Source organism: Nioella nitratireducens, from assembly GCF_001879715.1.
Classification (GTDB): Bacteria; Pseudomonadota; Alphaproteobacteria; order Rhodobacterales; family Rhodobacteraceae; genus Nioella; species Nioella nitratireducens.
In genome coordinates this window covers 229,235-253,029 of the sequence record NZ_MNBW01000007.1, presented here as the reverse complement: position 1 = coordinate 253,029, position 23,795 = coordinate 229,235, and the positions used below count along the sequence as shown (strand labels likewise).

The window sequence follows — 23,795 nt, the reverse complement described above, 5'->3', positions numbered from 1 at the left end:
CTCCCCACAAACCAAAGAAGCCTCTGAATCGCAGATCACACGTCAGCTCGAAAGTGTGGGGGCGGCGAACCGCTTACGGAAAGGGGCGCTTCCTGGACAATATCTTCATCGAGCGGCTCTGGCGGACCCTGAAATACGAGTGCGTCTACCTGCATGCTTGGGAAACCGGATCAGAGGCGAAAGCCGGTGTCGGCAGGTGGATCGAGTTCTACAACCGCAAGCGCCCCCATTCCGCCCTTGGCGGCAAACCCCCGGCCGTGGTCTACTGGCTGCGAAAAGACGAAACCCAAACCGGTCAGCAGGTGCAACGAGTAGCTTGATTTACGCCAGATCCTGTCCAACCGATGGGGAGTGGCTCATAGGAGCGGCAGGAGCGATGGCCGGGGCATCGTCATAGGAATAATGCTCAAGGCGCTCAGCGGCTTCTAGAACGGCTCTGAGCAAGTCCCGGCGACCCTTGCGGAGTTCGCGTTGCATCATCGGCTGGCTGGCTTGCCAGTCCTGCGCCGTCAGACCCGATTTTCTCAGGAACGGTTTGACAGGCAGGTACTGGTCGCTCTCCATCTCCATGTCGAGATAGCTTTCGTGATCCAGCATCTCGCAGCGAACGTCTTCCAAGGCGTTCTTCGACAGGCCGCGCCGGTCCAGCCAGTCAAGGTACTGGTCCAGTTGCGCCTTGAAGTAGGCTTGCACCTTGTCGCGTATCTCGCTTTGTCTCAGTCCCGCCAATGCATTGTTCTCGCGTAGTATTCGCCCACAAGATGCAAGATGGCGAGCGAGATCGCCAGCCCGATCTGGGCAACGGGTGCGCAAAGAGATGCGAACGGTGGTCCGCTTTCCCTCTATGGATGGAGGGATAGGCCAGCGGAAGTAGTAAATCCCGTGTCTTGAGGGGCTTAGATAGGATGACAGCATCATAGGGCGTGTGTCCCACTTTGTGTCACACCCGACCGTTCAGCCGCTAACCCTATGATTTAGAATGAAATGGAGGCGAGTACCGGAATCGAACCGGTGTACACGGATTTGCAATCCGCTGCGTCACCACTCCGCCAACTCGCCGCCGGTGGTGTTCGCGCGTTTTGCCCCATCCTCCGGGTTTGTGCAAGCGGCCTTTGCACGCAAGGTGGGGAAATACGTCACCCCCCCTGAAGCAGAAGCTTGTGTGGGCGCGGGGGTGGAGGTGAGTACCGGATTCGAACCGGTGATGGTATACGGATTTGCAATCCGTTGCGTTCGACCACTCCGCCAACTCACCTTGCGGTTTTCTTGCCCCATCGGCCGCGCCGATGCAAGCGCGGGCAGGGAGCGGACGCGGCGGCTTGTCCGTTGCCCCTCCCGCCGTGCTGTGGCATGAGGGGCGAAACAACTCCAGCCCCGGGTCCGAACATGCAAGATTTCGCCGCCCTTCGCACCATGATGGTCGACACGCAGGTCCGCACGCAGGACGTGACCAAGTTCAACATCATCGAAGCGATGCTCTCCGTCCCGCGCGAGGCTTATTTGCCCGAAGCGCTGCGCCACGTGGCCTATATGGGGGAAAACGTGACGCTTGAGGGCGGACGAGTGGTGTTGGAGCCGCGCACGCAGGGCAAGATGCTCGACATGCTGAACGTGCAGCCCGACGAGATGGTCCTCGATCTGGGCGTTGGTCTTGGGTATTCTGCCGCCGTCCTTGCGCATCTGGCCGAAGCCGTCGTCGCCGTGGAAGAGGTCGAGAGCCTCGCCGCCGAGGCGCAATCGACTCTTTCCGAGCACGGTGTCGACAATGTCGCCGTGATCAAGGGCGATTTGGCTGCGGGCAGTGCCAAGCACGGCCCCTATGACGTGATCTGTGTCGAGGGCGGGGTCGAACAGATCCCCGCCGCGCTGATAGACCAGCTCAAAGACGGTGGCCGGATCGCGGCAATTTTCATGGACGGGGCGCTTGGCGAATGCCGGATCGGCCACAAATGGAATGGCAAGATCACGTGGCGAATGATGTTTAACGCCACGGCACCCGTGTTGACGGGCTTCACAAAAGAGACGGGTTTCGTCTTATAAGACAAACCTCCGGGCAATGCCCCGGACATATCATTTGGGACAGAACACAATGCGCGCGACGATCCAACGAACCTTGGCCGCTACCCTGATCGCCGTTGGATCGGCGCTGACGCCCTTCGTGGCGAGCGCGGATACCCTGTCCGACACCCTGTCCGACGCCTATCGCAATTCCGATCTGCTGGAGCAGAACCGCTACCTGTTGCGGTTGCAGGACGAGGGCGTCGCGCAGCAGGTGGCCGGGCTGCGCCCAGTGCTGAGCTTCGTGGCCCAATCCGCCTATGACATCCCGGCAGATCGCCAAACCGACTCGCTCGGGCTGTCCTTGTCGATGTTGCTCTATGACGGCGGCGGCACCCGCTTGTCCCGCGATGCGGCGCAAGAGGCCGTGCTTGGCACCCGGCAATCTCTGGTCGCATTGGAACAGAACGTTCTGGCCGATGCTGTCAGTGCGTATATCAACCTGTGGCAGGACATGCAGGTGATCTCGGTCCGCGAAAGCAACGTGCGGGTTATTACCCAACAGTTGCGCGCCGCCGAAGACCGCTTTGACGTGGGCGAGGCCACGCGCACGGACGTGGCGCAGGCCGAGGCAACTCTGGCGCAGGCGCGCCGGGCGCTTGTGTCGGCGCAAGGCCAGCTCATGATCGACCAGAGCCTGTTTGAACTGGCCGTTGGCCGGGCCCCCAACGGACTGAGCGGTCCGGGCGCGGTTCCGTCCCTGCCGCAGACGCAGGCCGACGCCGAGGCCATCGCCCGCCAGTCGCATCCGCAGATCCTTGCGATGCAACACACCGTGCGTGCCAATGAGTTGAGCGTCGATGCAGCGCGCACCAACTACGGCCCTGAACTGAATTTCGAGGCGACCACCGGGTTCGATCCCGCGCCCTCCGCAGACGGGGAAGGCAACACCAGGTTCACGCTGCGCCTGACGCAGCCGATCTACGCGGGCGGGCGCCTTGCGTCTGCGGAACGTTCAGCCTTGGCGACACTTCATGCCTCGCAATCGGAACTGACCCAGACCACCCGTTCTGTTGTTCAGGGCATCGGCAATGCCTTTGCCCAGATCCGCATCGCGTCGGCCTCGATCCAAGCCTCGCAGCAGCAGATTCGCGCCAGCCGACTGGCGTTCGAGGGGGTGCAGGAAGAAGCGTCGCTTGGCGCGCGCACCACGCTGGACGTTCTGGATGCAGAGCAGACCCTGCTCGAAGCGCGCATCGGCCTTATCGAGGCACAGACCAACCTTTACCTCGCCAGCTATGGCCTGATGCAGGCCATGGGCCTGTTGACAGTTGAACATCTGGGGCTGGACGTGCCGGAATATGACCCGACGGCCTACTACAACACCGTTAGTTCCGCCCCCATGCGCAACCCCACGACACGCGGGGCGCAGCTTGACGCGGTGCTCGACCGAATGGGCCGCAACTAAGTCCAATTCCTCAATTTTGAGCTATCCGTTGCCCGCATCGGCCGCTGGCGCTATCCTGTCTTGAAAACAGGCCATTGCGCCAGGGGCAGGCGCGGCAAGAGCGGAGAGCAATTCGATGGCGGATGCAGCGAAATCGGATGATATCGAGGATGTCCTGTCTTCGATTCGTCGGCTTGTGTCGGAAAACCAGCCCGTGGCTCGGCCCACCATGCCCGAGGCTGCGGAGGATGCGGCGCCAGCGGCCCCCACCGACGAAAGCGCCTCTGACAAGCTGATCCTGACGCAGGCCCTTCGGGTGACTGACCCGGAAGATCCGTGGCGGACGATCTCTCCTCGGGCAGAGGGGCCGGAACCGGGACACGACCCTGCCGCGCCAGCGCCCGTGTTCGGCACCGGCGACACGATCGACGCCACGGAAACGCCCTCGGTCGAGGACGCGCATGGCGCGCCGCGGGATCACGAAGAATCCACCTCTGAGTGGGAGCACGAGATTTGGGGCGACGGGCCTGTCTCGGTTGACGATGCCGATCCGCAATTATTGGCCGACCAATGGGAGGACGGCGACCTGACACCGCCTGCCGAGGCATCTGATCCAGGTGACGCGCTGGAGGCGCCGCTCGACGTGACCGAGGCCGTGTTCGGCGGTCCGCAGGACGACGGTGCTACATCGGACGGGCAGGACGATACCGATCTGCCGCCGCTTTCCTTCATCCGCTCCACCTCCAGCGTTTCGGCCTACGAGCCGGAAGACGACAACGACGCGATCAACGAGGACGATCTGCCGTCGGCGACGTTGGATCTGGCCGAGGTGCGCAGCGCCCGCGACGTCGGCACAGAGACGCCGGTCCGCGAGGACAGCAACGCACAACGCGTCAAGGTGCAGATCCTGCGCCCGGTGCCCGATTCCGCGCAGGAGCCAGACGCCGACGCCCCGCCAGAGGCACAGCCGGAGGTGGACGAGACCGCCGAGGTCGACCCGCTGGAGGCGCTGGAGACGGTCGTGACCGAGTTTTCCGGCAGTCCCGACCCTGCCGACCCTGCGGATTGGTCAGATCTTGCAAGCGGATCGGAGGCCGCGGAAACCACCGCAGCGAGCGACGGGGCCCAAGTGTTCGGCGCATCCCCGGACTTCGAGGATCTTGGCAGCGACTCGCCCTTCACCTTTCCAGACGAAAGCGACGGGTTCGTGGACGAAGACACCCTGCGCGAGATCATCGCCGAGGTTGTGCGCGAAGAGTTGCAGGGCGAGATGGGCGTTCGCATCACCCGCAACATCCGCAAGTTGGTTCGGCGGGAAATTAGGCTGGCCCTGTCGGCACAAGACCTCGATTGACGCCCGAAGCCCCTTGACCTGAGCTTCGGGGGCCTCAATCTGGACCCTATGTTTCCGCTGCGTGATCACAACCCGTCCGAACGGACCCCCTTTGTCACCTGGGCGTTGATCGCGGTCAACGTCGTGGTGTTTCTCAGCTATTTCCCCTCCATCGGCGGCAGTGACCGGCTGCTGATGGCGTTCTATTCGGATTGGGCCTTGGTCCCGGCCGAGGTGTCGCACGGGATCGAGATGCGCACGATCGTGACCTCTATGTTCCTGCATGGTGGCTGGATGCACATTATCGGCAACATGCTGTTTCTCTGGATCTTCGGCGACAATCTGGAGGATCAGTTGGGCCATGTGGGGTTCTTGCTGTTCTACCTCGTCTGCGGTGTTGCTGCAGCCATGGGGCAGGTATTGGCCGATCCGACCTCGACGGTGCCGATGGTGGGCGCGTCGGGGGCCATTGCGGGCGTGATGGGGGGCTATCTGCTGATGTTTCCCAAGGCCCGGGTCGATCTGCTGTTCATCCTGTTTGTCTTCATCAGGGTGGTGACGGTTCCGGCGTGGCTGATGCTTGGCCTTTGGTTCGGGATGCAGCTGGCCAACGGGGCCTCCAGCGTTGGTGCGGGCGGTGGCGTCGCCTACTGGGCGCATATCGGCGGCTTTGTGGCCGGGGTGATCCTGATCCTGCCCGCATGGCTCCGGCGTGGCGGCCCGGCCTTCTGGGACCGCACACATGGCCGCCCGCCGCATGAAGAGGTTCAGTACCCGGAGACACGGCGTTCGGCCATTCCGCTTGCTGGCCGGCGGGGGGCGCAACGCCAAGGTCATGACGCCGATCCGACACGGGTGCCTCGGGCCGGGCAGCGGCGGTCAGGCCGGGGGTCTCCTTGGGGTGGCCATCGCTGAAACGCGACCCGCCCGGCCCCTTGCGGAGCCGGGCGAAGGTGCTGTCGAATGGCTTGCGTCGCGTCGCCCTCAGGCGCGTTCGGCGTATTCCATGGTCTCGGTGTTGACGATGATGTCTTCGTCCTGCCCGACGAAGGGCGGCACCATCACCTTGACCCCATTGTCGAGAATAGCGGGCTTGAAGCTGTTTGCCGCGGTCTGGCCTTTGACCACCGGCTCGGTCTCGACAACCTTGCAGGTCACTTTCTGGGGCAGCGTGGCGTTCAGCGCCTCGGTGTCATGAAATTCCACGACGACGGTCATACCGTCTTGCAGGAAGGGGCGACGGTCGCCAAGGATCTCGGCGGGCAGTTCGATCTGCTCGTAGGTTTCGGTGTCCATGAACACCAGCATCCCGTCAGTCTCGTAAAGGAACTGCTGATCTTTTTGCTCAAGGCGGACGCGTTCCACCTTGTCGGCCGAGCGGAAGCGTTCGTTCAGTTTCGAACCGTTGCGCAGGTTGCGCATCTCGACCTGGGCGAAGGCACCGCCCTTGCCGGGTTTGACGTGATCCACTTTAACAGCCGCCCAAAGGCCGCCGTTATGCTCGAGCACGTTTCCCGGGCGAATTTCGTTGCCGTTGATCTTGGGCATTGGTCTTTTCCATGGCAAATGGTTGAGAAAATCTTGACGGTTCCTATATCTTCCGCGAGGTGAGGTGGCAATACACCTGACCTTGAGATTGAATTCGTCAAGGTATGCGCACCTTGCATATCTACCATGCAGTATTTGCGCACCCGAATCGCCCTCAGAATGGGCATAAGGGACGCCACGCCGGAAATGCAAGAGCAATAAAAAGGACGACGAAATGGCTGATTTCGTTGATGGGACGGCATTCAACTACGAACAGGGCCAGCGGTCGCGCAAACTCTTTGCCGCCGTCGTCCTTGCCGCATTGGATGACGCCATCGCAGATGACAAGAAATATGGCAACGGTCCCGAGCAAATCGCTCGTTGGGCCCGGTCCCGTGATGGGCGCGAAGTGCTGTCCTGTGCAGGGATCGACCCGAACGAACGGGTGGTCAGTGGCCTGATGGCCTTCGTCGGCAACGGTGTGCGCACCTCTGTCGCGCTGTCGCGCGAAGAGAGCGAGCGTCGCAACCAAGCCGAAGCCGCCTGACCAAACGGTCTGAGCTGCCAGTGAAAAAGCGCGTCCGCTCGGGGCGCGCTTTTCTTTTTGTGCCCGGCTTGCGTGCTGGAGGCTATTGCCAGTCCATCACGGTGAACCCCTCGCGGAAGGCGAACCGCTCCAGGTGCTTGTCGATGACGGTTCGCGCCCGCTCGGTGGCCTCTGCATCGGACAGGTCCATGACGACGGTCAGGCGGGCCTCGTCGGCGGTGACGCGGGCTGTTGCAAAGTCAAACCGGATTTCGCCAGATTGCTCATCGAATTGAACGGGCCGTTTGTGGCCGAAATGCTTGCACAGTTGCTGCAGGTATTTGGATGCGTGCGGGGTGTCGAACGTGCCGGTGAGGAGAGGCATGATAATTCCTGTGTGTTTCACTCGGAAATACATGCCCGCCAAACGCACAAGAAACAAGGGCCGCCCCACCGGGACGGCCCTCAATTTGTGTTCGTTTGCGCAGGGGACTAGTCAGCGCCTCGCACATCGAAGGTCGCGTCGGGCGAGGGGTGCAGCAGCTTCTGGATGAAAAACAGCGCCACAGCCGCCCCGACGCCGATCATATCGCTGATCCAGCCGCCCTCGATCATGAAGAGCGCCGCGACCACCAGAGCCACGCGGATATACCACGCCACGCGCCCACCGACGAACCAGCCCTGCATCCCCGAGGACAGCAGGAACACACCCACGGTTGCGGTGATGGCCGCACGGATGATCTCGAACCATGTGCCATCCATAAGGATCGCTGCGTTGTAGAAGAACATGAAGGGCACCACGAAGGCGGCGATGCCGATCTTGAACGACGCGACCGATGTCTCCATCGGGTTGGCCCCTGATATTCCCGCCGCTGCGTAACTGGCCAAGGCCACAGGCGGCGTGATAGCCGACACCACGGCAAAGTAGAAGACGAAGAAATGCGCCGTCAGTTGCGGAATGCCAAGCTCGACAAGGCCCGGCGCCACGACCGAGGCCGCCACCGCATAGGCCGCCGTGGTCGGCATCCCCATCCCCAGCAGGATTGCAATGCACATGGCGAAGAACAGGGCCAGCAGTTGCGAGGCTTCGGCGATGTTGAGCAACATCGACGAAAAACGCGCGCCGACGCCGGTCAGGCTGATGACACCCACGATGATACCGGCACAGGCACAGACCGCGATGATCTGGATCGACATGATCCCCGCCAGTTCAAACGCCTTGAAGATCGACCTGATCCCCATGCGGTTCGGCGTCAGCCAACTGACGACCGCCGCCGACACCGTGGCCAGCGTGCCCGCCCGGATCACCGAATAGCCCATGAACAGGGCCACGATGAGGATGATGATGGGAACGAAGAGGTAGACCTGCCGGATCAGCTTGTTGAGCTTGGGCAGCTCGTCCTCTCGCATGCCCCGCATCCCCAGCTTGGCGGCCTCAAGGTCCACCATGAAGTAGATGGATGCAAAGTAGAGCACCGCCGGGATGATCGCGGCGATGGCGATCTCTTGGTAGGGGATACCGGTGATCTCGGCCATGATGAAGGCGCCTGCGCCCATGATCGGCGGCATGATCTGCCCGCCGGTCGAGGCCGCTGCTTCCACCGCACCTGCCACGCGCTTGTCATAGCCCACCTTTTTCATCAGCGGGATGGTGAGCGAGCCGGTGGCCACGACGTTGCCTGCCGAGGTGCCGTTGATCATGCCCATCAAGCCGCTGGCGAAGATTGCCACCTTGGCCGGTCCACCACGCGCGCGCCCTGCGGCGGCGAAAGCGAAGTTGACGAAGTAGTCGCCGACTTTCGAAGCCTGAAGGAAGGCCGCGAAGATGATGAACAGGATGATGTAGGTCGAGGACACGGCCGTGGTCGGCCCGAGGATGCCCGCATCCGAATAGACATGGCCGAAAAAGCGGTGCCACGTGTACGGGGTCTGCACGGCGAGGATGCCGGGCAGCAGGTGCGCGGTGAAGGTGTAGGTCAGGAAGACGCCGGTGATGATCACCAGCGCCAGACCGGCCACGCGGCGGGTCAGTTCCATGATCAACGCGGTGCCTGCGGTCGCAGCAAAGGCGACACCAATGGGAACAAAGGGCGTTCCCACAGAGTTCCGCGCTGCCGTGGAATAGACCGGCACGAGGTAGAGCGCGACGGCAATCCCGCAAAGCGCCAGCACGATGTCAGAGGTTGCGAACCGGTCGCGCGGGGCGTTTTCGAACCAGCCGAGCACGATGGCGCCCAGTGTGGCGACCAGCAGCGGCAGACCGAACCAGTAAACCTCCCTCGCGTAGATCTCGGCCCCGGCGGGGATCTGGTTGCTGGAAATCCAGACGGTCAGACCGCCCATTTCCTGCAATGTTCCGGAATTGATCATCACCATGAAGTTGATCGACGTATAGGCGGCGATGGCCACCGGGACCAGCAGTAACAGACCGGCCTTGGATAGCAGCGGCGTGGCGCGACGGTCCTCCTCGGGGAAGAGGCGCGCGCCGTAGAGCAGGAAGCCGAGGGCCACGGCCCCCGCGATATGGACGATGCGGAAGTTCCACGTCTCCAGCGGGAATTGCGGAAGGAAGGGCAGGTTGATGCCGGTCCAGTCCCGGATCGACACGCCGTTCAGGGCGATCATGTGAAAGGCGGCGTAGAGCGTCGCAAGGGCGGCGATGAAGATGAGCGACGGGCCGGTAAACAGGCGACGGTTTTTCTCGACCGGCTCCTCGTCCACGCCCTCCGCAAGGACCACCTGGTCCTCTTGTGCAGTCTGTTGTGTCATGGTTCCCTCCGCTCCGCCCCCGTGGCCCCATCGGCCGTGGCGGATCCCGGTTTGAAAATGCCGCGCCCGGGGAAGGGCGCGGCACGTTTGTTTCGGCCTGCGGCCCCGATCAGTTACCGAAGATCATATCGGCGGGAATGTCGGCCCCTGCGTTTTCGGCGAACCACTGGGCCGCACCGGGATGCCACATCAGGACGTTGTTCTTGTCCCAGTTCTCGGGCAGGGTCGAGCGTGCCGCGCGGTGGATGCCCACCATGCGCTCGTTGTCCGACATGACCGTATCGACGACGGCGTAGACGAAGCTGGCCGGCAGGTCGCAGTTGGCGATGGCGAAGTTCCACATCGACACCGAGCGCGCATCGTGGTCGAGCGTGGTGTAGGTGTCAGCCGCGATGTCGAATGCTGAAACCGGGAACGCATCCATGATGGCCGCTTGCTCTTCCTCGGTGAACTCGATGATGTTCACGTCGGTCTGAACTTCAAGCTGGCTGACGGCGGGCACCGGCACACCGGCTGCAAAGGCGATCACGTCAAGCAGGCCGTCCTGAAGTTGGCCGCCAAGGTCGGACCAGCCGCCGTTGCGACGTTCGAAATCGACGCCAAGCGTTTCCATCATGCGCGGGAAGTAGGTGTCCGAGGTGGAGCCAGCGGGGCCGAAGCCGATGCGGGCGCCTGCCGGGATATCTGCCACCGAGGTGATGCCCGAAGAGGCCAGCGCGGTCACCGAGAACGGCGTCTGGTACATCGGGAACATCGCGCAGGCGTTGGTCATCGGCAGGCCGGGCGCAATCGGGTTGGTGCCTTGCAGCGATTCCGCAGCCGGGCCCATGGTGGTCATGCCGAACTGTGCCTCGCCGGTGTGGACTAGCGCCATGTTCTGCATCGGGCCACCGGTGACTTCGCCGCCGCCGCTCAGACCCAGTTCGTCCGCGACAAGGTTCGCCCAGCCAGAGCCGTAGGCGAAATAGGTGCCACCCTGCGACGCGGTGCCGACGGTGAAGCTTTCGGGCCAGCCGGTGCGGTCCATGTTGCCATGACCTTCGGCGAAGGCGGTGGTGGTGGACAGCGCAGTGGTCAGCGCGAGCGCCGTGACTTTGGTGAATGTCATTCTGAAGTTCCCTCCGGTTGGTGTGCCAGCCCAAAGGCCGACTTGGTGTGGATAGAGCCTCCACTCCATCCCCAGCCCATTTCGGGCCGTGCGGCGCAACTAAGGGGGGGCGGGGATGACTCGTTCAACAGGTCTGCGTGCCGGAAATAGCCGGTTGGTGCAGAAACCTCGGCCGATGGGTGGGAAAGGGGACATTTCAGGGGCGGGGGTGTTTCCAAACCGACCCATCGCCGGGCCGTTTCCGGCGGCAAGGGGCGCGCGCCGACCGAAAACCCGGATCACTCGGCGGCGTTGAACGCCTCGCGCGACAGGCCGTGTTTCTGCATCTTCTCGTAAAGCGCCTTGCGGCTGAGCCCGAGTGCCTCGTAGGTGTCTTTCAGGCTGCCGCCATGGGCCGTCAGGCTGGCAGCGATCAACGATTTCTCGTGTTCCGCCATTCGGTCGGCAAGGCTCATCCCGGTTGTCGCGGCCCCCGCGACCGTGCCGATATCCAGGGCCAGCCCAAGGGCGAACCGGTCGGCGGCGTTTCGCAGTTCGCGCACGTTGCCGGGCCAGCGGCGGGCGGCGACGGCGGTCAGGACCGCGCCGGGGATGTCGGGAATCGGGCGTTTGTAGCGGGCGGCGGCCTCGGTCACCAAATGGGTGAAAAGGCGTGGGATATCCTCGCGCCGGTCTTCCAGATCAGGAATGCGAAGGGTCACGACGTTCAACCGGTAGAGCAGGTCCGGGCGGAAATTTCCGGCTGCGGCCTCGGCCTCCAGATCCTGTTTGCTGGCGGCGATGAACCGCACGTCCAGTTCGACCGGGTCATTCGAGCCGAGACGCGTGATGGTTCGGTTCTGGATCGCCGTCAGCAGCTTGGCCTGCATCGGCTGGCTCATGGCGTCGATCTCGTCCAGAAAGACCGCCCCGCCGCGCGCATGTTCGAACTTGCCATAGCGCGCGCGGGTCGCACCGGCAAAAGCGCCGGCCTCGTGTCCGAACAGCTCGCTCTCGATCAGGTCGCCGGGCAGGGCGGCGCAGTTGATATGGACGAAGGGTTTGTCAGACCGGGCACTGGCGCGGTGCAGCGCGCGCGCGGCCACCTCCTTGCCGGTGCCGGTCGCCCCCTGGATCAGCACATCGGCCTCGGTCGCGGCGATGGCGCGGACCTGTTCGCGCAGGCGCACGGCGGCCTCGGACCGGCCTGTCAGGCGGGACTCGATCACATCGCGCCGACCGACCTGCCGCCGCAACGCGCGGTTTTCCAGCGTTAAGCGTCGCTTGTCGAGCGCGCGTTGAACAGAGGTTACCAGCCGCGACGGCTCATACGGCTTTTCGAGGAAATCATAGGCCCCGTCGCGCATCGACTGGACGGCCAGCTCTACGTCGCCATGCCCGGTGACAAGGATCACGGGAAATTCGGGGTCGATTTCCAGCACGCGGCCCATCAGGTCCAGCCCATCCATGCCGGGCATCCGGATGTCGGTCACCAGAATACCGGGACATTCCCGCGCCACATGCGACAGGGCCGAGGCAGCGTCGGCAAAGCAGGCGACGTCCAGATCGGCAAGTTCCAGCGTCTGTTCGGCGGCCATCCGCAAATGGTCTTCGTCATCGACGAAAAGGATCGTTTCGGTGTTCATTGCGCCGCCACCCTGTCGCTGTTGTCCTCGGCCATGGCCAGATCGACGACAAAGATCGCGCCGCCCTCGGGGTGGTTGCGCGCGGCCAGCGTGCCGCCGAAATCCCGCACGATGTTGTAGGAAATCGACAGGCCAAGTCCCAGACCCTTGCCGGGGCTTTTTGTGGTGAAGAACGGGTCGAAGATATGCGACAGAGTTTCCTCGCTCAGTCCCGGACCCCGGTCGCGCAGTTCCACCAGTTGGCGTGCGCCCTCGCGGTGCAGGCTGATGTCGATAACGGGGGTTTGCAGCCGCTCCATCGCGTCGAGCGCATTGGACAGCAGGTTGACCAGCACCTGTTGCAGACGCACCTGACCGCCCATCACCATGATCTCGCCCTCGGGCCGGTCGAAATGCAGCTCGGCCTTGCTGGCCCGCAGCTTGGCGTCCATCAGTGCGATGGCATCGTCCAACACCGACAGCAATGGCACCGGGCCGATCTTGTCCTGCGGGCGGCGGGCGAAATTGCGCAGATGCTTGGAAATCGACGCCATGCGATCGGCCATTTGAGAGATCAGCCGGACATTCTTGCGCGCATCCTCGGGCCGGTCGCGGTCAAGGAAGGTGGCCGCGTTCTCGGCGTAGGTCTTCACGGCGGCGAGCGGCTGGTTGAATTCGTGGCTCAGCGCCGCTGACATCTGCCCGAGCGCCGCCAGCTTGCCCGCCTGCACCAGTTCGGTCTGGGTCTGGCGCAGTTGCTGCTCGGTGGCCTTGCGTTCTTCGATTTCCTGCACCAGCAGGGTGTTGGCGGTGTTGAGATCGACAGTGCGCTCGGCCACCCGTTTTTCCAGATGTTCGCGGTGCTGGCGCTGCTGGTCCAGCCGCTCGACCAGCCGCGCACGGCGTTGCAGGAACAGCCATGCCATCGCCCCTGAAAAGAGGATCAGCAGGACCAGCAGCGCCAGCACGGTCAGGGCCTGCGCCCGCGCCGGGCCGGTGGGGCCAAGGATGGTGACGGTCCAGCCGGCCTCTGGAATGCGTTGCACAGACGAGACGAAGTCGCCTGCCTCTGTGATGCGCACAAGGTCCATGCTGTCCGATAGCGGCGTGCGCCGGTTTTCCAGCGGCAGGATCTGGTCCAGCGGGTATTGGCGCTGCGCCTGAATGCGGGACAGCACGCGATCGTTCAGATCCTCCAGCGCGCGGAAATGCCATTCGGGCCGGTTGGACATGAAAATGATGCCATTGGTATCGCTGACGACGATGTCGCTGCCGCCGCCGCTCCAGGCGGTTTCAAATTGATCGACGGTGAACTTGAGCGCCACGACCCCCACGATGCGGGTGCCGTCTTCGACCGGGGCGGCATAGAAATAACCGCGTTCCAGCGACGTGGTGCCAAGCGCGAAATAGCGCCCCAGCCCGCCACCAAGCGCCTGCGTGAAATAGGGCCGAAACTCGAAGCTGCGTCCGATGAAAGGGTTGTCGCGCCGATAGTTGCTGGCGGCGATGGTCAACCCGGTCGTGTCCATCAGGTAGATGTCCGACGCATTCACGAACTCTGCCGTCAGCCGCAGATGCTCGTTCACATCGGCTTGCAGGGGGGTGTCGCCGGGGGTTGCCAGCAGATCCAGCAACTCCTGCCGCTCTGCAATCAGGGCGGGCAGCGGCTGATAGCGCCGCAAGGCACCGCGCAGGCCCTCGACGGCCAGCGTCAACGTGGCCTCGCCAGCCTCGCCCGACTGGACCAGGAAAAACCGTTCGATCCGGGGCAAGGCGGCAACGCTCAGTGCGACCGCAAGGACGACAACACCCAACAGCCCACGCATGGCGGGAGTTGTGCCGAGGGATCTGTGTCTGCGCCTTTTCATGGCTTGCGAGTATGATCTGCCGTTGCGCCCTTGCCTAGGGGGCACCCGCAAGGGGATTTCCATTCCCGCTGCATTCTTCCATGCTGGATGCAAACAGGGAGGCCAGGAATGGCTGCATCAGGGGTCACCGGGCCGGATATTTGCGCGCGCGAGACGCATCTGCGCATGGCCCTTTCCGCGGTCGCCCGCGCCGGGGCGGTGGTCGAAGAGGCCTTCCCCGAGCTTGACCAGACCTATCGCACGCTGCGGGCGATGCCGTGGGCCAGTGATCGGGGCTGTTCGCCGGATGCGGTCCAGCGCCATTTCAAGGCGACCTTGGCGCAGAACATCCGTCAGGGAAGAGAGCTGACCATCGACGCAGTGGTCGATGCACAGCTTGGCAAATCGGCGATCTCCGATCGGATGGTAGGGTTCCTGTCGCAGTTCGATGTGCTGGCCTGCCCGGCGGTAGGGCTGATGCCCGGCCCGGTAGAAGGGGAATACCCGCGCCCCGCTGCCTGACCCCTTGCGCGACGGGCGCGAGTTCGGGCAACAGAAGGCAAAGCAATTCAGGAAGAGGCCGCAACATGTATGACAGGAATTATCTCGCCCACAGGTTGCGCCATGCCTCTATCGGACGCGAAGACCAACCCTTCCTGATCCATCCCGACAGCGGGGCAGAGGTGAGCCATGGCGCGTTCTTCGCCAATGCCGAACGCATGGCTTCGGCCCTGTCGCGGATGGGGGTGAAGCCCGGCGACCGGGTCGCGGTGCAGGCCCCCAAGACCCAAGCAATGCTGGAGCTGTATATTGGTTGCGTGCTGGCTGGCGCGGTCTTCCTGCCGCTCAACACCGGTTATACCCCCGCAGAGGTGCGATATTTCCTGGGCGACGCCACACCGGCGCTTCTGGTCTGCGATCCGACGAAGCTGGACGACCTGACCCCGCTGGCGGCAGAATGCGGCGTGCGCCACATTCGCACGATTGCATCCGATGGGTCCGGCTCGCTGGTCGAGGCGCGCGACGGCGAGGCGCCGGGCTTTACCCCGATGCCGCGCGATCCGCTGGATCTGGCCGCGATCCTCTATACCTCGGGCACGACGGGCCGATCCAAGGGGGCGATGCTGACCCACCGGGCCTTGGCCTCAAATTCTGAAACCCTGCGCGACACGTGGCGTTTCACGCCCGATGACGTTCTGATCCATGCCTTGCCGATCTTTCACACCCACGGACTGTTCGTGGCGACCAATATCACCTTGATGGCGGGCGGGGCCTGCATCTTCCTGCCCGGCTTTGACGCCGAACAGATCATGGCAGCGATGCCCAAGGCGACCGCGCTGATGGGCGTTCCCACTTTCTATACAAGGCTCTTGCAGCAGGAAGGGCTGTCGGAGGCGTCGAAAACCATGCGTCTTTTCGTGTCTGGGTCGGCGCCGCTGTTGGCGGAAACGCACGACCGGTGGCGCGAGGTGACGGGCCACGCGATCCTTGAGCGCTACGGCATGACCGAGACCAACATGAATACCTCGAACCCCTATGACGGCGACCGGCGCGCAGGCACCGTGGGCTTTCCGCTGCCGGGGGTGGAGTTGAAGGTCTGCGATCCCGAAACCGGCGAAGACCTGCCGCAGGGCGAGATCGGCATGTTGGAAGTGCGGGGCGACAATGTCTTTGCGGGATATTGGCAGATGCCGGAAAAAACCGCCGAGGAGTTGCGTGAGGACGGGTTCTTCATCACCGGCGATCTGGGGCGGATCGACGATGACGGATATGTCCACATCGTGGGCCGGGGCAAGGATCTGATCATTTCGGGGGGCTTCAACGTCTACCCGAAAGAGGTCGAGACGCTGATCGACGATCTGCCCGGTGTTCTGGAAAGCGCCGTCATCGGTGTGCCGCATCCCGATTTTGGCGAGGGCGTCGTGGCGGTGGTGGTGCCTGTCGCGGGTGCTGACCTGACCGAGACGGGCATTCTGACCGCCATCGCCAGCGATCTGGCAAAGTTCAAGCAGCCCAAGCGGGTGCTCTTCCTGCCGGAACTGCCCCGCAACACCATGGGCAAGGTCCAGAAAAACGCGCTGCGGCAGGACTACGCCGAGATCTTTGCATGAAGGAGATTGCCGAAGCGATTGGGCTGTCGTCTGACTGGTCCGAAACTGGCAGGGGCGACCTCCCCTCGGTCTTTCGCGTCAGCGATCTGGCGGCGGCCTCGATGGCTGCGGTGGGGCAGGGCGTGGCAGAGCTGCGCATGGCACTCGGGCACGGCGCGGCAGACATCTCGGTCGACCGGCGGCTGGCCGCGCTGTGGTTCTCCGACTCCATCGCACCACAAGGGTGGGCGTTGCCGCCAGCCTGGGATGATCTCGCGGGCGACTACCTGGCGGCGGATGGGTGGATCAAGTTGCATACCAACGCGCCGCATCACCGGGCCGCCGCGATCCGGGCGCTTGGTTGCGTCGAGTCCAAGGAACATGTGGCGCGGGCCGTGGCAGCTTGGCAAGCGGAGGAGCTGGAAGCCGCCGTGGTGGCCGAGGGCGGCGTCGCGGCCCAGATGCGCGGTATGACGTCATGGGCAGAGCACCTACAGGGGCGGGCGGTGGTTGCCGAACCCTTGGTCGCGTGGGGTGAGGCGCGCCCCGCATCCATCCGCGATTGGGGGGGCGCGCCCGACCGCCCGCTACACGGGGTGCGTGTGCTCGACCTGACCCGCATCCTTGCCGGACCGGTGGCGACACGGGCCTTGGCCGGGTTCGGGGCCGACGTGGTGCGCATCGACCCGGTGGCGTGGGACGAACCAAGCCTCGCCCCCGATGTCACCCTGGGCAAACGCTGCGCCCGGCTGGACTTGCGGACAGACAACGGGCAAGCGCGGTTCGCGACCTTGCTGCAAAAGGCCGATGTGTTGGTGCATGGCTACCGTCCCGACGCGCTCGACCGGCTCGGGATCGGGGCCGACTGGCGGCGGTCACACGCCCCGCATGTGATCGAGGCGAGCCTGTGTGCCTATGGCTGGACCGGGCCTTGGGCCAAGCGGCGCGGGTATGACAGTCTCGTGCAGATGTCGAGCGGGATCGCCGAGGCCGGGATGGCGCGACTTGGGCGGGACAAGCCCACACCGCTGCCGGTGCAGGCCTTGGATCATGCGACGGGCTACCTGATCGCCGCGTCGGTTCTGGCGGCGCTGCGCGATGCCGCGGCGGGCAAAGGGGTGCGCAACGCGCGGCTGTCGCTGGCCCGCACGGCGGCGCTGTTGCAGGACTATCCATCCGAGACCATGTCAGAGGGCCCATTGACCGCCGAGGCAGCGGATTATGCCGCAGAAGTGGAGCACACCACGTGGGGGCCTGCGAGGCGGCTGAGGCCTGCGATCGTGGTGGAAGGCGCGCCGATGCACTGGACGATCCCCGCCGGCCCGCTTGGGCGGCATGTGCCGGTGTGGTCTACGGGGCCTCTGAAATCAGGGCATTGACAGGGGCAAAGCGCGCGCCCGGTTCGGTCAGGGAAAGAACCGCCGCTTCCAATCGCTTGGCGCGGTCGTGGCCCAGAACCGGCCCGGCATAGTCGTGAAACTTCGCGCGGAGTCGCAAGGCATCGAACGGCTCTTCCGGCCCGCCACTGGTGGTGACCTCACCCGAGGCCAGCACTGTGCCATCCGCCAAGGTGATCTCTACCTCGGCCCACCGTTCCGCCGGAAACCGGGCCTGATGCCGCTGATCGACAATGCCTTCGGTCAACGCGACAAGCCGCGCCACGTCCGGGGCGTTCAACCCCGGCCCAGAAATCTCTGGCAGGCCGATCCGCCCGTTCACCAGCATTGCGGCGACAGGAAAGGCCAATGCGTATTGCGCCCGCGCGGTGTGGTCCGGCATACCGGGATAAAGCGCGATGGCCTCGGCAAAACTGCGGATGGTGATACGGGCGATCTGGCGGTGGTCGATCCCGTGGGCTGTGCGCAGGCGTTCGGCGGCGTTGATCGGGGCGTGCGCCCATCGGCAGATGGGGTAGGGCTTGATATATTGATCCTCGGTCAGCCAGTGCTGGCCAAGGTTTTCCCAATAGGGCGCGGCCTCGGGTGCTTCCAGGGTGATTGCGGGCGCGCCGGTAAAGCCCTTTTCGGCCATGACCGCCGCCGATAGCCCCGCCAACGCCCCCATCCCTGACCCGTCGTGCAACATGGTGGGGTTTGCGATCTCTCGCATCATCTGGCTGCGGGGGCCGTGATATTCCGCGATGCCGAGCGCGTGGCGCAATTGGTCCGCGTTCAGCCCCTTCAACCGGGCCGCAAGCGCTGCCACCCCAAGCGCGTTCCACGCGCCGGAGGTGTGGAAATCGGCCACCGTTGCGTGCAGGGCGATCCCCGCGCGTCCGGCAATTTCATACCCCAGGACCAGCGCGGTCAGCGCGTCCGGGCCTGAAAGGTCCGGCAGGTCATGGGCCAACGCCGCAAGCGTGGGCACAACCGCCACGCCGATATGGCCCTTGGTCAGGTTGAACCCGTCATGGGCGTCGAGATTGTCGGTCTGCGTTGCCGCGGCAAAAACCACCCCCGCCGGGCTGACGCGCCGGCCATCAAAGAGCATCGGCACACCGGGGCCGCGCCCGGCCCCGTAGAGGTCTCGCGTCGTATCGCGGGCGATCCGACCGGCCTGCATCTGCGTGGCGGCGGCGCAGATGCCTAGGGTGTCGAGCAATAGGAGCGCCGCCCGCTCCTTTACCGCGACGGGGATGTCCTTGGCAGTGCTCTGCAACGCGAAGGACGCGAGCCGGGAGAAGGGGGCTGACGGCAAGGGGATGGGGTTGAACATGGACGCACTCCGGCGGCTGATGGGATCAGCCTAGGCGCGCTTCGCCCGGTATGGATTGCCAGTTGGCGACGGAAATGGCAGACGAATAGTCGGTTTCAGTCGTCGCCCGTGGCGAAGGCCACCACCGCCTCGACCAGCACATCCAGTGTGTCGATGGCGTTGGCCTCGGCCGAGGTCGCCTCGGCAATCAGCGAAAATTCCGAGCATCCGATCAACTGCGTCTCCGCCCCCATGGCGAGCAGTTCTTCGGACGCGGCACGCAGGATGTTGCGGGCCTCGACCGTGGCGCCATTGGCCTTGATGATGCGGATGGCGTGCAACAACTGGTCTTCGTCATCGACCCAGACCGGCACCGCCCCGCGCGGTTCCAGCGCATCGTCGAAGACACCGGTGATCCGCGTGGCGGGCGAGGCGAGGATGCCGACCTTGCCGGGGCCGGCCCGTTCTGCCGAAAGCGTGACCATGTTGAGCAGCGGGATGTCGACGGCAGCCGTGATGTTGGCGGCATAGGAATGGGCGGTGTTGCAGGGCATGGCCAGTGCCTTGGCCCCGGCGGTTTCCAGCCGCCGCGCCATGTCGGCCAGCACCGGGGCAGGATCGCCGCCGGTGCCCTCGATCAGATGCGCAATGCGCGAGGGCACCTGCGGGTTCATGTCGATCAAGAGGGGGATGTGGTCGGAGTCGTCCTCTGCCGCAACAGTGGCCAGCAGGCGCTGCTGCATCAGGATCGTGGCCTCTGGCCCCATGCCCCCCAAGATGCCGATCCGGCGCATGTTACTTGCCAAAGGCGAAGTCGTAGCCGAAGAGGCCGACAGCGCCGCCGGTATGCAGGAAGACGATGCGCTGATCCTTGAACGTTCCCTTTCGGGCAAGGTCGATCAGCCCGGCCGCGCCCTTGCCGGAATAAACCGGGTCCAGCAGGATGCCTTCCAGCTCCGCGAACATCCGGATTGCCTCCAACCCGCTGTCCGTTGGCAGGCCATAGCCGTCGCCCACATAGTCGGTATTGGCCATCACGTCATCGCGCGCGACCACGCCGGGACAGCCCAGTTTTTCCGCCGTGCGGCAAGCAAGGTCGTAGACCATTTGTTCCTGTTTGGGCTGCGGCGCGCGGGTGCCGATGCCGAGGACCGGAATGCCAGCGTTGATCGCCTTTAGGCCCGTGACAAGCCCCGCCTGCGTGCCGGACGATCCCGTCGCATGCACCACCCGGTCGATCACGAGGCTGCGGTCATTGGCTTGGCCAACCAGCTCGAACGCGCAGTTCACATAGCCAAGAGCGCCCGTGGGGTTCGAGCCGCCACCGGGAATGACGTAGACGGTCTTGCCCTTGGCGCGTTCGGCTTCCGCGGCCTTCTCCATTTCGGTCGCCATGTCGGTGCCGCCGGGGAATTTCTGGGTCGTGGCGCCGTGCAGATGGTCGAGCAACACGTTCCCGTTTCCGTTGTAGTTCTCGTTGTTATAGCCGGTGCGGTCTTCCAGCAGGATATGGCAGCCCATGCCAAGCTTGGCGGCGAAGGCGGCGGTCTGACGGCCATGGTTGGTCTGGGTGGCGCCTTGGGTCATGACCATGTCGGCACCCATCTCGACCGCCTCGGCCATCAGGAATTCCAGCTTGCGGGTCTTGTTGCCACCGGTGCTCATTCCCGTGCAGTCATCGCGTTTGATCCATATCTCGGCCCCCAGTTCCTTGGACAGGCGGGGCATGGGTTCCAGCGGTGTGGGCAGGTGGGCGAGGTGCAGACGGGGGAAACGGGCGAGATGCATGGGAAGCTCCGGTACGGGGTTTAGAGCGGAGCCTAGCGCGGGCTTTCCGGCAGCGTCCAGAGCCAATCCGACGGCGCCAGCGGATTGTTTTGACTGGATTTCGAAGCGCTTAAAGCGGGTTTCCAGTGGGCTTAATAGGGGCGCGCGACAAAGGTCACGCCCGCACCGGCGACGACCGGCGCAAAAGGTAGATGTCCATGATCCACCCATGCGCCGCGCGGGCGGCGGCGCGCGCCTCTGCGATCGCGTCGCTCACCGAGGCCGCAGGTCCGGAGAGGGAAATCTCGGTCTCCATCCCGGCATAACCCGTCCACCAGATATGCAAGCCCTCGGGGTCGAGCGTGCGAAAACTCAACTCGCCATCCAGCATCACCACGGCGGTGTCTGTCCCCGGCGGGAAGCCGTTGTCACGGATCTGGCGGCCGGTGGTGATCGTCACCGGGCCGTTGATGCTGTTGAGCGGGATCGCATGGGCGGCGGTTAGCGCCTGTATCGAGGTGATGCCCGGAACGACATGCACAGCAAGGGGCAGCGCCTTGGCCACGCGTTCCGCGATCCGAAGGGTGGAATCGTAAAGCGACGGGTCGCCCCAGACGAGGAAGGCGACGCGCACACCACTGCCCAGATGCGCCCGGATCGTTTCGGTCCAGATCGCGGCAATCGTGTCGTGCCAAGCCTCGACGCGGGCGCGGTAGTTGGTGATGGCCGGGTCGCGCACGGGCAAGGCGAACTCGACCACCTTGGTGTCGGGATTGGTCAGCACCCGGGCACAGATGTCGCGCCGCAGACCGGCAAGGTCGTCTTTCTCCTCGCCCTTGGTGGGGATCAGGATCAGGTCGGCCGCATTCATCGCGTCTATCGCTTGCAGCGTCAGATGGCGTGGGTTGCCCGTGCCGATGCCGATCAGGTCGAGTGCGATCATGTCATGGTCCTTCAAAGAAACACGGCCCCACGAATGGGGCCGCGCAGTCGAACAGAAACTGTCCTGAATTCAGGCTTTTACGGCAAAGAGGCGCGGTTCGACGAGACCAGAGCCTTTCAGGCCACGCAACGACTTGGCCGCCGCGAGAACAGCCAGATCGGCGAGCGGTTCGATCAGGACGACCATCATGTAGGCACCGCCAAAGGCGAGGACGGATGCCATGGTTTCGGCACCGAAACCCTGACCGTAGAAGACCCAGAACGCGACCCAGGACACCACGCCACCCTGATAAGCCGTCGACAGCTTGAGGGCCTGAAGGTAGCTCAGATCGACATAGCGTGTGCCCGGTGCGATGACCTTGCGCGCAAGGGCCGCGATAGCGAACAGCGGCACCAACAGGGTTGTGACGTTGACGAAATATTGCGGCAGGTCGGTCGGTGCAAAGAACAGCCCTTGCACCAGCAGCCCGAGCGCGAGGCCGATGGCGGCAGGCGCGACGCCAAGCATAAGCAGCAGGGTTGAGCCAAGTATAAAGTGAACCTCGGATACGCCAACGGCGTAATGCGGCATCAATTGGAAAAAGGTGAATACGGCACCGGTGGCCATCACACCGCGAACGGCCAGCGAGGCGACGCCGCTTTCGCGGATGGTGTCGAGGGCGGATTTGGCTGCGTAGGTTGCGGCGCCGGCTGCGGTGGCATAGCTCAGCGCCATTTTAGCGCCGGTGATGATGCCTGGTTCGATATGCATTTTGTTTTCTCCTGACCGTCACACCCGACGGTTCTTTTGGTGTTTCGTATGCCGTGGCCGGTCTCCTGACTTGCGGGTCACAGCCGAGCCTTTCCCCTTCCCACCAAGGCGGATGCCCCGGCAGTGGGATCTTGAAAGGCCGCTCGCCGCTCACAGTCGCGGGGGCGGTCGGGGCTGTGGGCGCCGCAACTTGGTCCGCCCGTTCCCCGTTCCCGTTTCAGTCCCGGCGCTTTGCACCAAATGGGACACCACATGCCCGCCAGTATGCCCGCCGGGGGTCTTTCGGGTCAATGTTCAAAACACGCGTGCTTGCATCTGAAAACGACCTCGGGCGGGAAAAATCAGCCTCTCAGCCGGGGATGCGGGCAAGCGCCTTGAGCCTGAGGTCGCCGATCACGCGGGCGTCCGCGAAATTGCCATCGGGCGAGTCGGCGTAAAGGGGAAGGAAGGCCAGGATCAGAGGCAGGTCCGCGTCGGTCAGGTCGCCGAACAGGTAGGCGGTCTTGCCGGGGGCGCGGATGGACAGGGTGGATGGACGCGGGCAACCAGACATGCATTCCACGGTGTTGACCGTGGCGGCAGCGCGATCGGGCAAGGCCGCACGCAGCCGTTCGGCAAAGCCCGATTGCCCCAGTGGGCAACTGGTGCAGACGGTCAGGTTCAGCTCAGACATCGCCATCGGCCAGCGGCCCATACAGGATCAACCCCGGCATCTTGCTGTCCGAGTGCGAAAGGTGCATCGCAAGTGCGCTTACGGTCGAGCGGGTCAGGTTCTGGTTCTCGGTAGACACGGATTCGGCGTAGAGCGCGGGGGTATCGGCGGGCAAGCCCTTTGCCACCAGACGCTCGACAAGGGCCGCGAAGGTGCGTTTGCCCATGTAGACCACGGTGGTTGCACCGGGATCGGCAAGGGCCGCAAGGTCCAGCCCCTCGGGCAGCGCGCCGGTCACGTCATGGCCTGTGACGAACTGCACGCGTCTGGCGGTCAGGCGGCGGGTCAGCGGAATGCCCGCCGCTGCGGCAGCGGCCGAGGCCGAGGTTATGCCGGGGACGATCTCATAGGGGATGCCCTCGGCGCGGAGCGCGGTGATCTCTTCCTCCAGCCGTCCGAAGATGCCGCAATCACCGGATTTCAACCGCACCACCCGTTGGTCGATGCGGGCATAATCGACCAGCAATCGGCTGACGTGATCCTGCTTGGGCGACGGGCGCCCGGCGCGCTTGCCGACGCCAATGAGGTCGGCCCCCTCGCGCGCATGGGTCAGGATGGCGCCTGCGGACAGGTCATCGAACAGAACCGCGTCGGCACGGCCAAGCCGGTCGACGGCCTTCAGGGTCAACAACTCGGGATCGCCCGGGCCGGAGGATACGAAACTGACAAAGCCGGTCATG

The 23,795-nt window shown here is 64.2% G+C and carries 23 protein-coding genes, 2 tRNA genes, 1 pseudogene and 1 riboswitch; of the genes and pseudogenes, 9 read left to right on the top strand and 17 right to left on the bottom strand.

Annotated features, from left to right (window positions below):
• Positions 1 to 320, top strand: a 320-nt coding sequence (locus tag BKY27_RS09230) for an integrase core domain-containing protein (RefSeq protein WP_407668413.1), incomplete at its 5' end; no start/stop codon positions are given.
• Between the two features lies 1 nt (position 321).
• Here BKY27_RS09230 and BKY27_RS09225 read toward each other — a convergent pair.
• From BKY27_RS09225 to BKY27_RS09215, 4 genes and pseudogenes are all read right to left on the bottom strand, one after another.
• Positions 322 to 693 carry a hypothetical protein gene (locus BKY27_RS09225; RefSeq protein WP_146636216.1) on the bottom strand — a complete coding sequence of 124 codons (372 nt, stop codon included), beginning with the start codon at positions 691 to 693 and terminating at the stop codon, positions 322 to 324.
• A 78-nt stretch (positions 694 to 771) separates the two neighbouring features.
• Positions 772 to 915, bottom strand: a pseudogene (locus BKY27_RS20570) (DUF6538 domain-containing protein); the annotation flags it as partial.
• 70 nt (positions 916 to 985) lie between these two features.
• Positions 986 to 1,059 (bottom strand) — tRNA-Cys (locus BKY27_RS09220).
• A 116-nt stretch (positions 1,060 to 1,175) separates the two neighbouring features.
• A tRNA-Cys gene (locus BKY27_RS09215) sits at positions 1,176 to 1,255 on the bottom strand.
• Positions 1,256 to 1,386: 131 nt separating this feature from the next.
• Here BKY27_RS09215 and BKY27_RS09210 point away from each other — a divergent pair.
• From BKY27_RS09210 to BKY27_RS09195, 4 genes are all read left to right on the top strand, one after another.
• Positions 1,387 to 2,040, top strand: coding sequence for a protein-L-isoaspartate O-methyltransferase family protein (locus BKY27_RS09210; RefSeq protein ID WP_071674172.1), 654 nt, complete (start codon positions 1,387 to 1,389; stop codon positions 2,038 to 2,040).
• Between the two features lie 49 nt (positions 2,041 to 2,089).
• Positions 2,090 to 3,466, top strand: coding sequence for a TolC family outer membrane protein (locus BKY27_RS09205; protein WP_071674171.1), 1,377 nt, complete (start codon positions 2,090 to 2,092; stop codon positions 3,464 to 3,466).
• A gap of 115 nt (positions 3,467 to 3,581) precedes the next feature.
• Entirely contained in the window at positions 3,582 to 4,799 is a 1,218-nt protein-coding gene (locus BKY27_RS09200) for a hypothetical protein (RefSeq protein ID WP_071674170.1), read from the top strand.
• A 48-nt stretch (positions 4,800 to 4,847) separates the two neighbouring features.
• Complete coding sequence (locus BKY27_RS09195; RefSeq protein ID WP_071674169.1) at positions 4,848 to 5,693, top strand: rhomboid family intramembrane serine protease; 846 nt, start codon at positions 4,848 to 4,850, stop codon at positions 5,691 to 5,693.
• Between the two features lie 69 nt (positions 5,694 to 5,762).
• On the opposite strand, the gene efp is transcribed toward BKY27_RS09195, so the two are convergent.
• The gene (efp, locus tag BKY27_RS09190; RefSeq protein ID WP_071674168.1) at positions 5,763 to 6,326 is read right to left on the bottom strand and encodes an elongation factor P; all 564 of its coding nucleotides are present in this window, start codon (positions 6,324 to 6,326) and stop codon (positions 5,763 to 5,765) included.
• Between the two features lie 214 nt (positions 6,327 to 6,540).
• Here efp and BKY27_RS09185 point away from each other — a divergent pair, with 214 nt between their 5' ends.
• A complete protein-coding gene (locus tag BKY27_RS09185) occupies positions 6,541 to 6,852 on the top strand; it encodes a DUF6280 family protein (protein WP_071674167.1) in 312 nt (103 codons plus the stop codon).
• Positions 6,853 to 6,934: 82 nt separating this feature from the next.
• Here BKY27_RS09185 and BKY27_RS09180 read toward each other — a convergent pair whose 3' ends face one another.
• The 5 genes from BKY27_RS09180 to BKY27_RS09160 all read right to left on the bottom strand — a co-directional run bounded on the left by BKY27_RS09180 (position 6,935) and on the right by BKY27_RS09160 (position 14,138).
• Complete coding sequence (locus BKY27_RS09180; protein ID WP_071674166.1) at positions 6,935 to 7,216, bottom strand: DUF2218 domain-containing protein; 282 nt, start codon at positions 7,214 to 7,216, stop codon at positions 6,935 to 6,937.
• 107 nt (positions 7,217 to 7,323) lie between these two features.
• Positions 7,324 to 9,600, bottom strand: coding sequence for a TRAP transporter permease (locus BKY27_RS09175; RefSeq protein ID WP_071674165.1), 2,277 nt, complete (start codon positions 9,598 to 9,600; stop codon positions 7,324 to 7,326).
• Between the two features lie 109 nt (positions 9,601 to 9,709).
• On the bottom strand, positions 9,710 to 10,708 hold the full coding sequence (locus BKY27_RS09170; protein WP_071674164.1) for a TAXI family TRAP transporter solute-binding subunit: 999 nt from the start codon (positions 10,706 to 10,708) through the stop codon (positions 9,710 to 9,712).
• A 278-nt stretch (positions 10,709 to 10,986) separates the two neighbouring features.
• Entirely contained in the window at positions 10,987 to 12,333 is a 1,347-nt protein-coding gene (locus BKY27_RS09165) for a sigma-54-dependent transcriptional regulator (protein WP_071674163.1), read from the bottom strand.
• Positions 12,330 to 14,138, bottom strand: a complete 1,809-nt coding sequence (locus BKY27_RS09160) for a sensor histidine kinase (RefSeq protein ID WP_233491806.1) — start codon at positions 14,136 to 14,138, stop codon at positions 12,330 to 12,332. The genes BKY27_RS09165 and BKY27_RS09160 overlap by 4 nt, the downstream gene beginning before the upstream one ends.
• 150 nt (positions 14,139 to 14,288) lie before the next feature.
• Between BKY27_RS09160 and BKY27_RS09155 the strand changes: the two genes are divergently transcribed.
• From BKY27_RS09155 to BKY27_RS09145, 3 genes are all read left to right on the top strand, one after another.
• The gene (locus tag BKY27_RS09155; protein ID WP_071674161.1) at positions 14,289 to 14,681 is read left to right on the top strand and encodes a hypothetical protein; all 393 of its coding nucleotides are present in this window, start codon (positions 14,289 to 14,291) and stop codon (positions 14,679 to 14,681) included.
• A 65-nt stretch (positions 14,682 to 14,746) separates the two neighbouring features.
• Positions 14,747 to 16,270, top strand: a complete 1,524-nt coding sequence (locus BKY27_RS09150; protein ID WP_071674160.1) for a malonate--CoA ligase — start codon at positions 14,747 to 14,749, stop codon at positions 16,268 to 16,270.
• Complete coding sequence (locus BKY27_RS09145; protein ID WP_071674159.1) at positions 16,267 to 17,628, top strand: CoA transferase; 1,362 nt, start codon at positions 16,267 to 16,269, stop codon at positions 17,626 to 17,628. The genes BKY27_RS09150 and BKY27_RS09145 overlap by 4 nt, the downstream gene beginning before the upstream one ends.
• On the opposite strand, the gene BKY27_RS09140 is transcribed toward BKY27_RS09145, so the two are convergent.
• The 7 genes from BKY27_RS09140 to cobA form a co-directional block, all read right to left on the bottom strand.
• Complete coding sequence (locus tag BKY27_RS09140) at positions 17,600 to 18,964, bottom strand: MmgE/PrpD family protein (RefSeq protein ID WP_071674158.1); 1,365 nt, start codon at positions 18,962 to 18,964, stop codon at positions 17,600 to 17,602. The genes BKY27_RS09145 and BKY27_RS09140 overlap by 29 nt on opposite strands.
• 95 nt (positions 18,965 to 19,059) lie before the next feature.
• The gene (gene cuyB, locus BKY27_RS09135) at positions 19,060 to 19,737 is read right to left on the bottom strand and encodes a cysteate racemase (protein WP_071674157.1); all 678 of its coding nucleotides are present in this window, start codon (positions 19,735 to 19,737) and stop codon (positions 19,060 to 19,062) included.
• 1 nt (position 19,738) lies between these two features.
• Positions 19,739 to 20,731, bottom strand: a complete 993-nt coding sequence (cuyA, locus tag BKY27_RS09130; protein ID WP_071674156.1) for a D-cysteate sulfo-lyase — start codon at positions 20,729 to 20,731, stop codon at positions 19,739 to 19,741.
• 154 nt (positions 20,732 to 20,885) lie between these two features.
• Positions 20,886 to 21,653: a precorrin-6A synthase (deacetylating) gene (cobF, locus tag BKY27_RS09125; RefSeq protein WP_071674155.1), complete on the bottom strand. Its 768-nt coding sequence runs from the start codon at positions 21,651 to 21,653 to the stop codon at positions 20,886 to 20,888.
• Positions 21,654 to 21,722: 69 nt separating this feature from the next.
• The gene (locus tag BKY27_RS09120) at positions 21,723 to 22,403 is read right to left on the bottom strand and encodes an energy-coupling factor ABC transporter permease (protein ID WP_071674154.1); all 681 of its coding nucleotides are present in this window, start codon (positions 22,401 to 22,403) and stop codon (positions 21,723 to 21,725) included.
• A gap of 38 nt (positions 22,404 to 22,441) precedes the next feature.
• Positions 22,442 to 22,670, bottom strand: a riboswitch (cobalamin riboswitch).
• A gap of 82 nt (positions 22,671 to 22,752) precedes the next feature.
• The gene (locus tag BKY27_RS09115; protein WP_084667913.1) at positions 22,753 to 23,076 is read right to left on the bottom strand and encodes a DUF1636 domain-containing protein; all 324 of its coding nucleotides are present in this window, start codon (positions 23,074 to 23,076) and stop codon (positions 22,753 to 22,755) included.
• Positions 23,069 to 23,794 (bottom strand): uroporphyrinogen-III C-methyltransferase, encoded by a 726-nt coding sequence (gene cobA / locus BKY27_RS09110; RefSeq protein ID WP_071674153.1) that lies wholly within the window; start codon positions 23,792 to 23,794, stop codon positions 23,069 to 23,071. The genes BKY27_RS09115 and cobA overlap by 8 nt, the downstream gene beginning before the upstream one ends.
• Position 23,795: the final 1 nt, after the last annotated feature.

What these genes read in the sequence shown, in the direction of transcription:
- BKY27_RS09210 (WP_071674172.1), top strand. Translation starts at nt 1,387, where the DNA reads ATGCAAGATTTCGCCGCCCTTCGCACCATGATGGTCGACACGCAGGTC.
- BKY27_RS09205 (WP_071674171.1), top strand. Translation starts at nt 2,090, where the DNA reads ATGCGCGCGACGATCCAACGAACCTTGGCCGCTACCCTGATCGCCGTT.
- BKY27_RS09200 (WP_071674170.1), top strand. Translation starts at nt 3,582, where the DNA reads ATGGCGGATGCAGCGAAATCGGATGATATCGAGGATGTCCTGTCTTCG.
- BKY27_RS09195 (WP_071674169.1), top strand. Translation starts at nt 4,848, where the DNA reads ATGTTTCCGCTGCGTGATCACAACCCGTCCGAACGGACCCCCTTTGTC.
- efp (WP_071674168.1), bottom strand. Translation starts at nt 6,326, where the DNA reads ATGCCCAAGATCAACGGCAACGAAATTCGCCCGGGAAACGTGCTCGAG.
- BKY27_RS09185 (WP_071674167.1), top strand. Translation starts at nt 6,541, where the DNA reads ATGGCTGATTTCGTTGATGGGACGGCATTCAACTACGAACAGGGCCAG.
- BKY27_RS09180 (WP_071674166.1), bottom strand. Translation starts at nt 7,216, where the DNA reads ATGCCTCTCCTCACCGGCACGTTCGACACCCCGCACGCATCCAAATAC.
- BKY27_RS09175 (WP_071674165.1), bottom strand. Translation starts at nt 9,600, where the DNA reads ATGACACAACAGACTGCACAAGAGGACCAGGTGGTCCTTGCGGAGGGC.
- BKY27_RS09170 (WP_071674164.1), bottom strand. Translation starts at nt 10,708, where the DNA reads ATGACATTCACCAAAGTCACGGCGCTCGCGCTGACCACTGCGCTGTCC.
- BKY27_RS09165 (WP_071674163.1), bottom strand. Translation starts at nt 12,333, where the DNA reads ATGAACACCGAAACGATCCTTTTCGTCGATGACGAAGACCATTTGCGG.
- BKY27_RS09160 (WP_233491806.1), bottom strand. Translation starts at nt 14,138, where the DNA reads ATGCGTGGGCTGTTGGGTGTTGTCGTCCTTGCGGTCGCACTGAGCGTT.
- BKY27_RS09155 (WP_071674161.1), top strand. Translation starts at nt 14,289, where the DNA reads ATGGCTGCATCAGGGGTCACCGGGCCGGATATTTGCGCGCGCGAGACG.
- BKY27_RS09150 (WP_071674160.1), top strand. Translation starts at nt 14,747, where the DNA reads ATGTATGACAGGAATTATCTCGCCCACAGGTTGCGCCATGCCTCTATC.
- BKY27_RS09145 (WP_071674159.1), top strand. Translation starts at nt 16,267, where the DNA reads ATGAAGGAGATTGCCGAAGCGATTGGGCTGTCGTCTGACTGGTCCGAA.
- BKY27_RS09140 (WP_071674158.1), bottom strand. Translation starts at nt 18,964, where the DNA reads ATGTTCAACCCCATCCCCTTGCCGTCAGCCCCCTTCTCCCGGCTCGCG.
- cuyB (WP_071674157.1), bottom strand. Translation starts at nt 19,737, where the DNA reads ATGCGCCGGATCGGCATCTTGGGGGGCATGGGGCCAGAGGCCACGATC.
- cuyA (WP_071674156.1), bottom strand. Translation starts at nt 20,731, where the DNA reads ATGCATCTCGCCCGTTTCCCCCGTCTGCACCTCGCCCACCTGCCCACA.
- cobF (WP_071674155.1), bottom strand. Translation starts at nt 21,653, where the DNA reads ATGATCGCACTCGACCTGATCGGCATCGGCACGGGCAACCCACGCCAT.
- BKY27_RS09120 (WP_071674154.1), bottom strand. Translation starts at nt 22,403, where the DNA reads ATGCATATCGAACCAGGCATCATCACCGGCGCTAAAATGGCGCTGAGC.
- BKY27_RS09115 (WP_084667913.1), bottom strand. Translation starts at nt 23,076, where the DNA reads ATGTCTGAGCTGAACCTGACCGTCTGCACCAGTTGCCCACTGGGGCAA.
- cobA (WP_071674153.1), bottom strand. Translation starts at nt 23,794, where the DNA reads ATGACCGGCTTTGTCAGTTTCGTATCCTCCGGCCCGGGCGATCCCGAG.